Annotated in this window: 15 protein-coding genes; all 15 read right to left on the bottom strand. The window is 28.8% G+C overall.

Annotation, left to right across the window (positions count from 1 at the left end; all coding sequences use genetic code 11):
- Window positions 1-3 precede the first annotated feature (3 nt).
- Window positions 4-423 carry a hypothetical protein gene (locus HMPREF1984_RS05790; protein ID WP_021766991.1) on the bottom strand — a complete coding sequence of 140 codons (420 nt, stop codon included), beginning with the start codon at window positions 421-423 and terminating at the stop codon, window positions 4-6.
- 27 nt (window positions 424-450) lie between these two features.
- The gene (locus tag HMPREF1984_RS05785) at window positions 451-1,362 is read right to left on the bottom strand and encodes a metal ABC transporter solute-binding protein, Zn/Mn family (protein ID WP_198011762.1); all 912 of its coding nucleotides are present in this window, start codon (window positions 1,360-1,362) and stop codon (window positions 451-453) included.
- Window positions 1,363-1,387: 25 nt separating this feature from the next.
- On the bottom strand, window positions 1,388-2,281 hold the full coding sequence (locus tag HMPREF1984_RS05780) for a metal ABC transporter permease (RefSeq protein WP_036099972.1): 894 nt from the start codon (window positions 2,279-2,281) through the stop codon (window positions 1,388-1,390).
- A 63-nt stretch (window positions 2,282-2,344) separates the two neighbouring features.
- Entirely contained in the window at window positions 2,345-3,034 is a 690-nt protein-coding gene (locus HMPREF1984_RS05775) for a metal ABC transporter ATP-binding protein (RefSeq protein WP_036099969.1), read from the bottom strand.
- Between the two features lies 1 nt (window position 3,035).
- Entirely contained in the window at window positions 3,036-3,935 is a 900-nt protein-coding gene (locus tag HMPREF1984_RS05770) for a metal ABC transporter solute-binding protein, Zn/Mn family (protein WP_021766987.1), read from the bottom strand.
- Window positions 3,932-4,525 carry a DUF6162 family protein gene (locus tag HMPREF1984_RS05765; protein WP_021766986.1) on the bottom strand — a complete coding sequence of 198 codons (594 nt, stop codon included), beginning with the start codon at window positions 4,523-4,525 and terminating at the stop codon, window positions 3,932-3,934. Before HMPREF1984_RS05765 ends, HMPREF1984_RS05770 begins: the two co-directional genes overlap by 4 nt.
- A 181-nt stretch (window positions 4,526-4,706) precedes the next feature.
- Window positions 4,707-6,227 carry a DKNYY domain-containing protein gene (locus tag HMPREF1984_RS05760; RefSeq protein ID WP_021766985.1) on the bottom strand — a complete coding sequence of 507 codons (1,521 nt, stop codon included), beginning with the start codon at window positions 6,225-6,227 and terminating at the stop codon, window positions 4,707-4,709.
- A gap of 13 nt (window positions 6,228-6,240) precedes the next feature.
- A complete protein-coding gene (locus HMPREF1984_RS05755) occupies window positions 6,241-7,695 on the bottom strand; it encodes a DKNYY domain-containing protein (RefSeq protein ID WP_021766984.1) in 1,455 nt (484 codons plus the stop codon).
- Window positions 7,676-9,226, bottom strand: a complete 1,551-nt coding sequence (locus tag HMPREF1984_RS05750; protein ID WP_021766983.1) for a DKNYY domain-containing protein — start codon at window positions 9,224-9,226, stop codon at window positions 7,676-7,678. Before HMPREF1984_RS05750 ends, HMPREF1984_RS05755 begins: the two co-directional genes overlap by 20 nt.
- An 11-nt stretch (window positions 9,227-9,237) precedes the next feature.
- Complete coding sequence (locus HMPREF1984_RS05745; protein WP_021766982.1) at window positions 9,238-9,792, bottom strand: GNAT family N-acetyltransferase; 555 nt, start codon at window positions 9,790-9,792, stop codon at window positions 9,238-9,240.
- A gap of 68 nt (window positions 9,793-9,860) precedes the next feature.
- Window positions 9,861-11,420 (bottom strand): DKNYY domain-containing protein, encoded by a 1,560-nt coding sequence (locus HMPREF1984_RS05740; RefSeq protein WP_021766981.1) that lies wholly within the window; start codon window positions 11,418-11,420, stop codon window positions 9,861-9,863.
- A 157-nt stretch (window positions 11,421-11,577) separates the two neighbouring features.
- Complete coding sequence (gene rpsT, locus HMPREF1984_RS05735) at window positions 11,578-11,844, bottom strand: 30S ribosomal protein S20 (protein WP_021766980.1); 267 nt, start codon at window positions 11,842-11,844, stop codon at window positions 11,578-11,580.
- Between the two features lie 125 nt (window positions 11,845-11,969).
- Complete coding sequence (locus HMPREF1984_RS05730) at window positions 11,970-12,557, bottom strand: Gx transporter family protein (RefSeq protein WP_051314475.1); 588 nt, start codon at window positions 12,555-12,557, stop codon at window positions 11,970-11,972.
- Window position 12,558: 1 nt separating this feature from the next.
- Window positions 12,559-13,002 (bottom strand): NusG domain II-containing protein, encoded by a 444-nt coding sequence (locus tag HMPREF1984_RS10940; protein WP_021766978.1) that lies wholly within the window; start codon window positions 13,000-13,002, stop codon window positions 12,559-12,561.
- A complete protein-coding gene (locus tag HMPREF1984_RS05720; protein WP_021766977.1) occupies window positions 12,980-14,137 on the bottom strand; it encodes an FAD:protein FMN transferase in 1,158 nt (385 codons plus the stop codon). The genes HMPREF1984_RS10940 and HMPREF1984_RS05720 overlap by 23 nt, the downstream gene beginning before the upstream one ends.
- Window positions 14,138-14,140 lie beyond the last annotated feature (3 nt).

The following is a 14,140-nucleotide window of genomic DNA, read 5'->3' as shown; positions in this document are numbered from 1 at the left end:
CCATTATTTCTGAATCATTTTTTCCTTCCATTCATTTAGGTAATCAGCCTTTTCGACTTTTCCCTTCCATTCTGCAACCTCACTCTCTTCGAGTTTAGGCCCTTTTTTAGTAATAATATGTGCTGCCCCTCCATTGAAAATCACTTCGTATTTAGGAGTTAAAGGCTTTAAAACAACCGCTGAACTTTTCTTGTCAAATTTCCCTTTAAATATTATCATTTTCCCTTCATAAGTGTCTTCCGGACCATTATATGGCTTATCTTTTACTATAAGAAATTCCATTCCTTCAGCTTTTTCACCATTTGAAAATCCTGCTTCAATATATATGGTTCCGTCATTATTGTCATCCACCGACAAAAGCGGTGCATGTGCAAAAACTACAGCTGAAATAAAAAGAATTCCCGTTACTATTATTTTTTTCATATTTCATTTCCTCATTTCATAAAATTATTATTTTTTATCCATAAATTTCATTACTTCCACTAATTTTTCCATATTTTCCTTCATTCCTTTTATATAACCGTCAGGATCCATTTTCTCATTCAGTTCCCTTGGAATATTAAAAGTATCCAGAACTATAAATTTTCCACCTTTTTTCTCTATTTCATTTATAATTTCCTTTTTTAGCCATCTGTCTGATATAAATATTTTAGAATTACTTCTTTTCATGACTTCAGAAATTTTTTCCACTGTTATTTCATTTGAATCTACATAATTAAAGAAAATATTCAAATCATTAAACAGATAATCAAGATTTTCTGTAAGAGTAATTACTGATAGTGAACTCAAGTCTAAAGTTTTTTCAAGATATCCATTTTCTATTTCTTTTATTTCCTGGGAAAAATTTATGAGATTATCTTCTATTCTCTTACTGTCTTCCGGAAAAAGTTCTGATAAATCATCAGCGGTAATATTTGCCATTTTTATAACATTCTGAAAACTCATCCATATATATGGATTTCTATCTCCATTTTTATAGTTTAAAAGCGACAGTGATAAATAGTCACTTCCTGAAAAAGAATAACTTGCATCAATTTCAACAATTCTTATATTCTTTCTACGGGCATATTCATAGAGATAATCATTGCCCCAGACTCTAGCAACATCAACAACAGCCACTGTATCTTTAGCTGAAGACAAGTCCAAATCCTTGTTATCAAAGGCTGATTTCCCATAATCCATTGAAACATCAGAATCAAATATTGAATAAACCTCAATATCAGTATCCTTTGTCAAACTTTTTGCGATTGAGTAGACCGCCTGGATTGACGTCAAAATCTTTTTATTTTTTTTATATGTAATATTTTCTCCATGTACTGTTCCCGCTATTAAAACCATTAACATGAATATTATCTTTTTCAACTCTGATTTCCTCCATTCCATAAAACTATTCACTTCCATTAAACTTTCCATTTATGTTTTTTATTACCACCGTTATAAAAAATATAAATGAGGATATTAAAATTATCGCTCCTCCGGAAGGGATTGATATATTAAAGTGGATAGGTAAAATAACTCCTAAAATACAGCTTAACAGCGAAAAAAATATACTATAAAAGAAAAAACCTCTTATTGATTTTGATAAATTTTTAGCTGATGCCGCCGGAATTAAAAGCAGTGCCTCCACCAATGCCGCACCTATTATTTTTACAGAAACTACTGTTACAAGGGTAACAGTTACTGTAAATATATATTCCATAAGTTTGACATTCACCCCTTTAACTGTTGCCATATTTGCATTAAAGCTTGAAAGAAGCATTCTGTTAAATAACGGTATGAGAATTATTCCTAAAACTGTAATTGTCACAACAAGAATCAATATATCAGAATCACTTACAGTCAGAATTGACCCAAACATAACATTTTCTATCATGTGGGAATTTGCCTTTGCAGAAACAAAAATAAGCAGGGATCCACCAAGTGCTATTGATATTGATAAAAATATACCTATAAGGGTATCTGTGGACATTTTTGTCCTGTTCCTTGTATAATTTATAAGCAGGCCAAATATTATACAGTATGTAAACAGCATAACATATGGAGCATTAATAGGCTCTCCTGCCATTACTCCAAATGCAATTCCTGTAAGTGCCGCATGACCTACAGCTTCTGAAAAGAATGCCATTCTTTTAGTTACAACCATTGTACCTATTCCACCTAAAATTGTTCCTATAAATAAGGTACATATAAGTGAATTTATTACAAAGGCATATTTAAAATACTCAGGTAGCATCTGTCTGTTTACCATCTCTGTAAAAAAACTTCTAATAATTTCGAGCATTATTACAATTTCCTCCATTTTTGAATATAAATAAAATATTCTGAAAGTAAGACACAAACAAAATTATGAAAATGCAGTCAGAATTTTTTCTTCATCCAGAATTTTTTTAGGATCACCCGAAAATTGAATTTCCTTTTTTATACATGTTACAGTGTCCGCCATTTCTATTACCTGTTTCAGATTATGATGCACCCACAAAATTGTTACCCCTTTATTTTTCAAATCTCTTATTATACTTTTAAAATAATCTTCACCTAATTTGTCAATTCCTGTAAATGGTTCATCAAGTATAAGCAAATCAGGTTCCGGATATATTGCCTGAGCCAAAAGAAGCCTCTGTTTTTCTCCGCCGGATAGATTTCCTATCAGTCTTTTTCTTTTTTCATACATTCCCATTCTTTTCAGCAAATCTTCCAGTACTTTCCTATATTTTCCTGAAACTCCTAAAAAGCAAGGTTTTTTCTGATAAACAATTGAAAGAAAATCTTCCACCGTTATCGGCAATGTCTTGTCAAAATCCAGTGATTGCGGTACATATCCAATTGTTTTAGTATTATCATACGAAATAAATATTTCTCCATTATAAGGAACTTGACCCAGTATACATTTAAGCAAAGAAGTTTTTCCTCCTCCGTTAGGCCCTATAAGACAGTGTATTTTCCCAGGCTCTATTGTCATATTTATTTTATCCAGTATTTTTGTATTTGATAATGTTAATTCTAAATCTTTTATTTCAATTAATATACCTGGCATACTATCTTCCTCTTGATTTTCCAACTTCCAGCATTGCATTTGTCAAAGAGTCCAGATTATATTTCATGAACTTTTCAAATCCATCCTTTGTATATGGCCCCCTGCTCATGTGGGAAAGTGTTCTCACTCTTACACCTGTAGCTTTCTGAATAGTTGCCGCATACTTGTTTGGGCTTTGTGCATCCACAAAAAACACATCTATCTTATCTCTTTTTATAATATCTATCATTGCCTTTATATCTGAAGCACTTGGCTCAATTCCATGGGCAGGTTCTATTACAGCCTTTACCCTTAATCCAAATTCAGATAGGAGATAATCGTATCCTGCATGTGCTGTTGCCACTTTCATATTTAAATTTTTCAGGTGATTTACCTTATTTATGGCTGCAGCCTTCATATTTCTCAATTTTTGGGCATATACCTGTGCATTTTTACTATAATAAGCTTTATTTGCAGGATCTATCACACCAAGTTCCCTTGCAATAGTGTATACCTGCTGAATCGAAGAAGTTACCGATATAAATGAATGCGGATTCATTATTCTGGTATTTGTTCTCATTCCTGAAACAGGCATTAGGGAAACCCCTTTATTTGCATTAATTATTTTTACTTTTCCTTCCATTCTAGCAGATTTTATTATTCCATATATAAACTGGTCATGACCTATTCCATTTACAACAAGAATATTTAATGTAGACATCTTTTTTATATCTTCCGGTTTTGCCGTATAATTATGAACATCATAAATATCACCTCTTATTGCAGGAACAACTTCCATTTTATCTCCAACAATATTTGCTACAAAGCTGTAATATGGCTGTAACGTCACTCCAACCCTCAATTTCCCAAAAGAAATTATGTTTATTAGTATCATTGAAACAATTAAGAAAAATTTTTTCATTCTGTATCACCTTTCCCTTCAATTTTCTGTTTTTCATTTTCACCAGTGTATGGAACTATTTCCTGCCACCCAGGAAAATTCTCATCAATGGCAAATTCTACTTCATCTTTGTGTAAATGGGTTTTTATAAATAATATTTTTATATTTTCCCTGTTTGCATTATCTACTATTACAATAAAATTTCCACTTGTCATGACATTTTCACATAGTCCGACATAATATGTGGCTTTTTCCCTGTCAATTCTTTCCCATGTGATTCTCCCTCTTTCCTCCCACGTAATATCCTTTGTAAATGGGGGTATAAGTTCATCTTCCAGCTGTTTTATCGTTGGAAGTTTCTCTTCATTTCCCTTCATTTTTATTTCACTTACAAAATTTATCAAATCCGAATAAATTCCCGCTTCAATACTTGAAAATTCTGTATAGGAACTTATCTGTCCTGATTCTATTTTCTGTTCTATTACTTTTGGTTTCCTCATTTTAATTAGCAGAAAAGCAGTCAAAATTAAAAATATAACCGTTATTCCTAAATATATATTTTCCTTTTTTGCACTTGCGGGCTTAAGTTTTTCTGTGACTATTTTCCTCACCTCTATACTGTATAGCGATTTATATGATTACATATTTAATTATTCTTATAATTATCTTAATATATTGAATGTCAAAGTAATTATACCACAATTTTATTATATGTCAAAAAATCAAACCTTAAGAAAAGCTTTCTCTAAGCTAATACTACTTTTTTAATATTTATGGAAAAAATAAATAATACTATAATTCGTAATAATCTGTTTCATCTTTCATATTTTCTAATTTCTTAAACTTTTTTAAAACAAAATGTTTACCTACAAAAAAAATTGTAAGAAAAACTGTTAAGAATATCTCCGCCTTATAACTTCTCTTATATTTTACAGCAGCAGTAAGAATTTCTTTTCCTCTAATAGGTAATAATTTTTTATTATTAATAATTTCTCTTATTTTATCTGAACTTATATTTTCTGAATTCAATAGTTCCTGAAGAGTTCCTTCATCACTTATTTCATAAATAACATCATCTACAATTTGATGCTCTCCTAAGTTATCAAAATAATAATATTTATCATTTTCCTTCCAAACTTGACCTATTATTCCTGAATCAATATCTTTTATTTTTTCCCAGTTTTTCTTTTCACCAAGATAAAAAACTCCTATATTTTTTGAAACTAAAATATCTGCATAACTGCCTTTATTTTTCTTTTTTCTTTTTACATCATAAGACTGAAGATAATAAATATTCTTATCATCAGTAAAAACATTAGGGTTCACTTCTTCAATCTTTCCGGCAAAGATATTATCCCCTGCCCTTTTCTGCTTTTTTGCTTGATTATCATAAAAATACACACCTTCATTATTTACAAAAAGCAGGTCATATGTATGATTCCCTTTATTTCCCAATACCCTATAAGGTGCCTTTTCCATATCAAACGAATAATCCTCCAGAAATACATATCCATTCTTTTTATCATAAAGAAAATTATGTCCCTGGTCAATAGAAACAATTTCCAGATTTCCACTATTTTTAACTGGCAGTATTTTTGTCTTATAATATACATTTTCCTTATCAAAAAAATATTCATTATTACTATCTACAACTCCAAAAGTATTTATATCTGCATTTTCTAAAATTTCTCCCTTATAGTATACTTTTTTCCCATCAGTTGTAAAAAAATCTATATCTTTAATTACTTGTAAACTTCTATTCATTTCTACTTTTTTAAAAGGATAAATATATCGCTGTGGCCTATTTCCCATTAACAGAAAATATTTTATATACTCAAATTTACTTAATTTTTCATTTTTTTCAGAATACCTTTGACAAAAATAGTTATTTTTTCCATCTGTATAATACCCATTTCCTATAACTTCAAATTTTTCCGGGTTTAAATATGGAGCTGGAATATTTCCAAAATATACAGAATTTTTATCTACCGCTATATAACTGTCAGAATAATCTGTCGAATCAATCACTTTAAAACTTTCTATATCAACATTCTTTAGCTGATAGGCCTCTCCATATATATTGGCATATATTTTATTTTTATATTTAATGTATATGCTTTTTTCATATTTTTGACCATTATTAAAAACTTCTTTGCTAAAATCATAATATGATTTCATTGTAAATATGGAAATGAAAGCAAGAAAATTAAAAATTAGAAATATTACAATAAATGTTATTGTTACTTTTTTTAAGAGTCTTGTCCCATTCTTTTTCTTTTCAAATTGGAAAAAATCCTCATCATTTCTTTTCATTTTTCATCCTCTTTCATTGGTTTTCTTTAATCCTTAAAATAATTACCACAACAAAAACTACTGCAAGAGCTGCTAAAAACCACATTTTCTCATTATCCGGCATTTTTTTATCTTCTACTGCAATTTCAACTTTTTTCTCTCCAATAGTTTGTATTAATTTACCATTTTCAATAAATTCTTTTATCCTGTTCTCATTTCCTGAATTATTTATCAGATATTCCAATGTCTCCTTATCGGCTATTTCATAGATGGCATTATCTATTATTCCTAAATTATTAAAATAATAATATTTGTCACCTTTCTGCCAGACACTTCCATAAACTCCATCTTCTATGTCTGCAAGTTTTTTCCAGTTAACTTTCTTATCTAAATAATAAATTTCTGTATTTCTTGAAGTTTTTTTATACCTTTCCCGTACTTCATGACCATTAAAATAGTAAATATTCTCATCATCCGTAAAAATATTAGGACTCACTTCTTCAAGCTTCCCAATAAAAATATTATCTCCTGCTCTTTTCTCTTTCTTTTCCTCATTATCATAATAATATATACCTTCATTATTGACAAAAATCATGTTATACATGTGGTTTCCTTTATTTCCTAATGCCTTATAAGGCGACTTCTTCCTATCAAAAAAATAATCTTCCTTAAATACGTAACCATTCATTTCATCATAAAGAAATTTTTCTCCCTGTTCAAGGGAAACGACCTTAAGCCTTCCATTATTTTTAATTGGCAGCAGCTTTGACTTATAGTATACATTTTCTTTATCTGCCAAATATTCTGTATACATATCAACTCTTTTTAAAGTCTTTAAATCTGCATTTTCTAAAACTTTTCCTTTATAATAGACTTTTTCTCCATCTGTTGCAGCAAGATATAAATCTTTAACTGCCTGCAATTTTTTCTCATTCTCAATTTTTGTATAAGGATAAATATAACTCTGTGGTCTTTTAGTATTTAAATAGGAATATACAAGAGACTGTAAAAATTCCATTATATCCGGTAACTTTTCATTTCTTTCAGGATTAGGTGAACAGAAATAAGTATTTGTACCATCTGTATAATAGCCATTTCCTATTATTTCAAGTTTACCTGGATTCAGGTCAGGAAGAGAAATATTTCCACAGTAAACATGATTTTTATCCATTCCAACCATTAGCGTACTTCTATCTTGAGAATCCAATGCCCTAAATGAATTAATATCAACATTTTCTAAAAAATATCTTCCACCACTAGGTATAGGAACAGAAATTTTCCCCTGATATTTTATAAACCAGCTTTTTCCATATTTTTCACCTTTTTCCTCTATTTCTAAATCTGATCCTCCCAATTTCTTAATAGAAAGCGAAAATGAAAAAATTATAAAGACTATAAGCATAATTCCGATAATTTTAAGTATAAATAAAATATCTGATGTTCTTTTCCTCTTAAAATTAAAGTCTTCATCAAAATCTTCCGGCTTCATTATCTATCCTCCTAGATATAATCTTTTTACATGTATTAAAAATAGTAGGAACAATAAAAATACATAGTGTAAAAAATATCATAAAATAATCCCAGCTTCCTTTATATTTTTCTACTATTTTTATTTTTTTCTCTCCTTCAACTTTTATCAATTTTTCATCTTCAATAAGTTCTTTTATTACTCTATCATTTTGAGAAGAACGAAGTTCTTCCAATGTTCCCATATCAGTTATTTCATAAATGGCATTGTCTATTAATTGAGAAATTCCTAAATTATCAAAGTAATAATATTTATCACCTTTCTGCCAGACACTTCCATAAACTCCACTTCCTACATCTGAAATTTTTTTCCAGCCTTCTTTTTTATCTAAATAATATATCTCTGTATTTCTTGAAGCTAAACCTCCTCCTCCACCTTTACGTTTACTCCATATGCTATAAGCATGAAAATAATATATATTCTCATCATCGGTAAAGACATTAGGACTTATTTCTTCAATATTCCCAATAAAGATATTATCTCCCGCCCTTTTCTGTTTCTTTGATTTTGTGTCATAATAGTAAACACCTTCATTATTTACAAAAACTAAACTATTTAAATGATTTCCTTCATTTCCAAGAACTTTGTAAGGTGCTTTTCCTCTATCAAAAGAATAAGTTCCCATAAAAACATATCCATTTACCTCATCATAAAGAAATTCATTCCCCTGTTCAGTTGAAACAATCTTTAACTTTCCGCTGTTTTTAATTGGCAGAAGTTTTGACTTATAGTAGACATTTTCTTTATCAGTAAAATATTCATTGTTTCTATCAACACTTTTTAATGTATTTAAATCAGCATTTTCCAGGATTTCTCCCTTATAATAGACCTTCTCTCCATCTGTTGCAAAATATTGGTAAATTTTGACTGGTTCCAGCTTTTTGTCAGTTTTTATTTTTATATAGGGATAAATGTACCTCTGTGGCTTTTTAGTTTTTGAAAAAGCATACATAAAATACTGAAACAGCTCCATTGGAACAGATAATTTTTCATTTCTCTCAGAAAATGGCGAGCAGAAATAAGTATTTGTTCCGTCTGTATAATAGCCATTTCCTATAATTTCAAGCTTATTTGGATTTAGGTCAGAAAGAGAAATATTTCCACAGTAAACATGATTTTTATCCATTCCAACCACTAATGTACTTCTATCCGATACATCTCCTGAATCTACTTCACTAAATGAACTAATATCAACATTTTCTAAAAAATATCTTCCTCCACTGGGAACAGGAACTGAAATTTTTCCCTGATATTTTATGAATTGGCTTCTCCCATATTTATACCCCTTTTCTTCTATTTCATACTCTGAACCGCCTATTTTCCTCATTATCAGAAAAGAAAACAGAAAAGAAAATACTATAAGTGCAACAGAAATAACTTTAATTATAAATAAAGTATCAGAACTTCTTTTCTTCTTAAATTTAAAATCCTCATCAAAGTCACTTTTTTTCTTTTTAAAATCAAACTCTTCTTCAAAGTCCTCCAGTTTCATTATTTAACCTCCTAATTATTTTTTAAAAGCATTAAAGTAGATTTTTCTTTGATATTATTATATCCTGTTTTTATAATAATATCTTTATAGAATTTGAAATTTAAATTTTCCAGAACCTTTTTTGATGCAATATTATGATTAAAGTATGAGGCCATCAGGAAATTTAATTTTAATGTATTAAAGCAATAGTCAACAACTTTTGAAACAGCTTCCGTCATTATTCCTTTGTTCCAATAATCTTTGTTCAAGACATAGCCTAATTCTCTTCCAACTAGATTATCTAAATCTTTATCTAATTCTTCACTAAGTTCTTCTATACCAATAGAACCTATAACTTTCTGATTTTCTTTTAGAACAATAGCAAAAACTTTTTTCTCCTCTATAAACATTTTAAGGATCTCTAAACTTTTATCTTTACTTTTATGATGTTCCCAACCTGCTTTTTCTCCAACTCCCTCAACTGAAGCGTATTCAAAGAAATCATCTAAATCTGTAATTTCCCAGGCACGAAGGATTAATCTATCTGTTTCCAGTATAACATTACTTATATTAATTTCTGCATTCATATTGTTCACCCTCTCCCTTAAATTGTTTTTCTTCATAAGATTTTCTCCTAAAATTTTTATATTAATTTTTATTTCTTGGAAAATTTAGATTTTTTTCGTTTTTTTAAAAAGTTTGCAATATCAAATCTATATCTTGCATATAATCCAAATAAAAAGAAAATAGAAATAAAAATAATTTTTGGAATACTATAAGCATAAGGATCTTCATGGAAATAGATAGTAGCGGTCATTTTAACTTCACCATTAAAGGCTATTAATTTTTTTTTAGATATAAAATCTCTTATTTTATCTGGTAAGTTTATAGTATAGATATCTTTTAAGTTTGAAAAATTCAATAAATAGTCAAGAACTTCTTTATCAACAATTTCATAAATAGTTCTATTTATATTTTGATTAAAACCATAAATATCAAAATAGTAATATTTATTTCCTTTTTTCCATATACTTCCATCCCTATCAAAATTGATATCAGCTACTTTTTTCCAATCATTTTCCCAAGCAGTTTTTTTATCAAGATAACGTATTCTAGTGTTTCTTGATATTAGTTGGCCATTAAAAGGACCTTTTAATAATGAAAAAGGATTATTACCTGACCTTTTTGCCCAGTCTTCATAGACATCTAAATAGTAAACATTTTCATCATCAGAAAATATATCTGGATAAATTTCTTTAATTTCACCTTTAAAAATATTATCCCCTATTCTTTCTTGTTTTCTCTTAAGTGGGTCATAAAAATAAACTCCATTCTTACTTATAAAAAGTAAACTAAAATGATGAGTTCCATCAATTCCAACAACTTTATAGGGAGCATTTGCGGTATCAAAAAGATAGTCATTTGCATAAACATTCTTACTTTCCTCATCATAAAGATAGTAGACATTGTAATCATTCTCATGAAATACTTTTAATTTTCCGTTATTTTTAAATGATAAAAGTTTAGATTTATAATAAACATTTTCTTTATCAGCAAAGTAAAATAAGCTATCTTCAATTGTTTTTATTGTATTGATGTCTGCATTAACTAGCTTTTCGCCGGCATAATATACTTCTTTCCCATCAGTTGCAGCATTTTTTAATTCTTCCACTTTTTCCAATCTTTTATTAGTCTCTAATTTTTTATATGGATAAAAATAGTATTGAGGTCTTTTTGTTTTAAACAAGAAGTGAGATATATTTTTTATATTTATACTTCGTGCTGACAATTCTTCATATGTTTCAACAGATGTTGAGCAAAAATAACTATTAGTCCCATCACTATAATAATTATTCCCTACATAATACAATTTATTTGTGTCTAAATCTGAAACTGCAATATTTCCAAAATAAACTCTATTTTTATCATAAGCTACATTTCCATTATTATCTTCTTCAAAGACTTTAAAAGTAGGAATATCTACTCCTTCAACTTCTAATAATCCATTCCCATAAACTAAAGCATAGATTTTATCTTTATTCTTGTAGAATACACTGTTTCCATATTCTTCACTATTATATTGAAGTTCGGTAGTACCACTCTTGAACATGGCAACATAAATTATAAGTAATAAACACAAGAAAATAAGTATTATTGCTGAAAGTCCAGCAGCTTTTATCATTATATCAGCATTTTTTTGATTATTCACTTTCATTTTAAACCCCTAATTATTTTAATAACTTTTCTATTATAGTATAGCACAAAAATTATTTTTTATAACAAAAAAAACCGATAAAAATTTACTTTTAAACCGGTTTTCCATATTTTATACAATTTTAAAAAAATTTTTTTAAAATTAATCATTAACAAAATTAGTTTGCTAATGCATTAACTTTTAATGTAAGTCTAGATTTTTTTCTTGATGCAGTATTTTTCTTAAGAACACCTTTAGTTACTGCCTTATCTAATTCTTTGTACGCAACTTGTAATGCTGCTTTAGCTTCGTCGACATTTTTAGCTTCAACAGCAATAAGAACTTTTTTCACGAATGTTTTAACTCTACTCTTTATTGATTTATTTCTAGCAGCGTTTCTTTCTCCGATAAATACTCTTTTTTTAGATGATTTTGAGTGTGCCATTACATCCTCCTTTCAAACATTATATTTATATTTATGAATATTGCTCTATAATATTAGATGCAAAATTACCACAATATATTATCATTTTTTTTAAGAAAAATCAAGTCTTTTTCATTTTTCTATTCTCAAAAACTTTTAAAATCTACTCTTTCCAATATTTTTTCAGCAAAATACCCTGTTAACATTCCAGTAAACAATGATATTAACAGCATATACGGTAAATAGCTTACATAAAGTAAATTTGTCCTATAAATAGCTGATGCTACTATTATCTGTCCTATCATATGGAAATTTGCTCCTGCAATACTTACCCCCATTACAGAAAATTTTCCTGTTTTTTTTAAGAAACTTGATGCAATTAATGAACATAATATCCCGACTAATGAAAACATAAAATTCATCCCAAGTCCATTTCTCAATATTCCTGCAAGAAATATCCTCATTATTCCTATCTTACCTGCTTCCTTTATTCCATATACATAAAGGACTATCACTGTTACTATATTCGCAAGTCCCAGCTTTATTCCAGGTAAAAATAGAGGAATAAATATAAAACTTTCAGCTATCTGTAATATTATGCTTAAACTGAGAAATACCGATATTAAAAGTGCTTTTCTCAATTCCTGATCCGATTCAACTATATTTTTATTTTCAAATATCTTATCATTCTTTAATATTTCATCACAATTTTCCTTTTTACCTGTTATTTCCAAATTAATGAACCTCCGCATCAATATCCTTTTTGTTGATATTTTCCACATCTTCTATCAATATTACAACTTTATTAGGCTGACATATTATCGGTCTCGTACTTTCATTTGTAAACCCTGCCATAGAACAGTAGTTATAAGGGGATTTTTCCTTTGTTACTGCTATTTTTTTATCCCTGACTTCTATTACCATGTCATCAAGTAACAGGGGATACTGTTTCTTCTTTAGTGTTATTGTCTGGTTTTTATTTAATCCTATCGCCATTATTTCTTTATTATTATATTTTACAATTGCCCTGTTTCCAGTTTTTTTCACAAAGAAAATACCAAAAAAAATTAGAAAAAATGATAAAAAAACTATAAATAGCACATACAGTATATCAAATTTATTTAACATTTTCTTTTCTGACGTATCCTTAAAAATTCTATCTGAAATTGTATTTGACATAATTTTCTCCACTTATAAGCCCTTCAGAAGACATTACATCTCCATTTTTCATTGCCCATATAACATCTATCTTTTCTTTTTTACCCATTTTCTCTATAAGCGCTTTTCCTTCTTCATAAGAAAGTAGAAACAGTGTAGTAGACATAAAATCTGCCAATCCTGAATCCTCTGTTATTACACTTACTGAAGCAAAACTGTCTTCCGGCTTTAAAGTTTCAAGATTAATTACATGCCCATAAACTTTATTATCCATTACAAAATATCTCTGATAATTTCCTGTTGTCACTATCGACATATTTTCTGTCGCAATTTTTGCAAGATAGTCATTTTTACCATTATTATAAGGATTGCTCTTATCTATCTTATTATCATTATATAACGGTAAAGCTATTCCAATACAGAACTGATCCTTGCAACTTTTTAAATCTGTTATTTCACTTTCCTTTTTTGGAATTTTTCTTTTCCCAACTACCTTTACATTTCCACCTGCAGATATTATAAAGGATGTCATTCCTGCCTTTTCCATCTTTTTTGTAACCTGCTCCACAGCATAACCTTTTGCAACTGCTCCTAAATTTAGCTTAGTACATTTTTCCTTGATAAAGACTGTTGAATTCTGTTCATCTATTACAATATTTTCAGTTTTTGCACATTTCTGCATTTTTTCCAGTTCTGACTGTTCAGGAAGTTTTCCTTCCGTTTTTGCCTTATCCCACAAATCAATGACATTTCCTGCCGCTATATTCACCTTATCACTTATTTCCTTATTTCTTTCCAGTGTATCCTTCAGTAGGTCTATTATATTCCTGTCTACTTTTACAGGTTTTATTCCGGCATTTTCATTAATTGTACTTATATTGTTTATTCCCTGGAAATCTTCATAAGAAGTATATAATTTATGAAGTTTTTCCATTTCCTCCTGATAAAACTTTACTTTTTTCTTAAATTCCTGTTCACTTTTGTCATATCCCGATATTACATGCACTGTATCAAATAGGCCATCTACAGTTTCAGTATATACCTTTTCCTTATTATTAAAACAAGAGAAAATTAGGACTGATATTAAAAATATAAGTCCCATTTTCCCGAATTTTTTATTAATGTTATTCATGTTAACTTTTTTATTAAAATTCATTTT

It is taken from the genome of Leptotrichia sp. oral taxon 215 str. W9775, from assembly GCF_000469505.1.
Classification (GTDB): Bacteria; Fusobacteriota; Fusobacteriia; order Fusobacteriales; family Leptotrichiaceae; genus Leptotrichia_A.
Note: the sequence above shows the minus strand (reverse complement) of the source record. Positions and strands in the feature narration are given on the sequence as shown.

What these genes read in the sequence shown, in the direction of transcription:
- HMPREF1984_RS05790 (WP_021766991.1), bottom strand. Translation starts at nt 423, where the DNA reads ATGAAAAAAATAATAGTAACGGGAATTCTTTTTATTTCAGCTGTAGTT.
- HMPREF1984_RS05780 (WP_036099972.1), bottom strand. Translation starts at nt 2,281, where the DNA reads ATGCTCGAAATTATTAGAAGTTTTTTTACAGAGATGGTAAACAGACAG.
- HMPREF1984_RS05775 (WP_036099969.1), bottom strand. Translation starts at nt 3,034, where the DNA reads ATGCCAGGTATATTAATTGAAATAAAAGATTTAGAATTAACATTATCA.
- HMPREF1984_RS05770 (WP_021766987.1), bottom strand. Translation starts at nt 3,935, where the DNA reads ATGAAAAAATTTTTCTTAATTGTTTCAATGATACTAATAAACATAATT.
- HMPREF1984_RS05760 (WP_021766985.1), bottom strand. Translation starts at nt 6,227, where the DNA reads ATGAAAAGAAATGATGAGGATTTTTTCCAATTTGAAAAGAAAAAGAAT.
- HMPREF1984_RS05755 (WP_021766984.1), bottom strand. Translation starts at nt 7,695, where the DNA reads ATGAAGCCGGAAGATTTTGATGAAGACTTTAATTTTAAGAGGAAAAGA.
- HMPREF1984_RS05750 (WP_021766983.1), bottom strand. Translation starts at nt 9,226, where the DNA reads ATGAAACTGGAGGACTTTGAAGAAGAGTTTGATTTTAAAAAGAAAAAA.
- HMPREF1984_RS05745 (WP_021766982.1), bottom strand. Translation starts at nt 9,792, where the DNA reads ATGAATGCAGAAATTAATATAAGTAATGTTATACTGGAAACAGATAGA.
- HMPREF1984_RS05740 (WP_021766981.1), bottom strand. Translation starts at nt 11,420, where the DNA reads ATGAAAGTGAATAATCAAAAAAATGCTGATATAATGATAAAAGCTGCT.
- rpsT (WP_021766980.1), bottom strand. Translation starts at nt 11,844, where the DNA reads ATGGCACACTCAAAATCATCTAAAAAAAGAGTATTTATCGGAGAAAGA.
- HMPREF1984_RS10940 (WP_021766978.1), bottom strand. Translation starts at nt 13,002, where the DNA reads ATGTCAAATACAATTTCAGATAGAATTTTTAAGGATACGTCAGAAAAG.
- HMPREF1984_RS05720 (WP_021766977.1), bottom strand. Translation starts at nt 14,137, where the DNA reads ATGAATTTTAATAAAAAAGTTAACATGAATAACATTAATAAAAAATTC.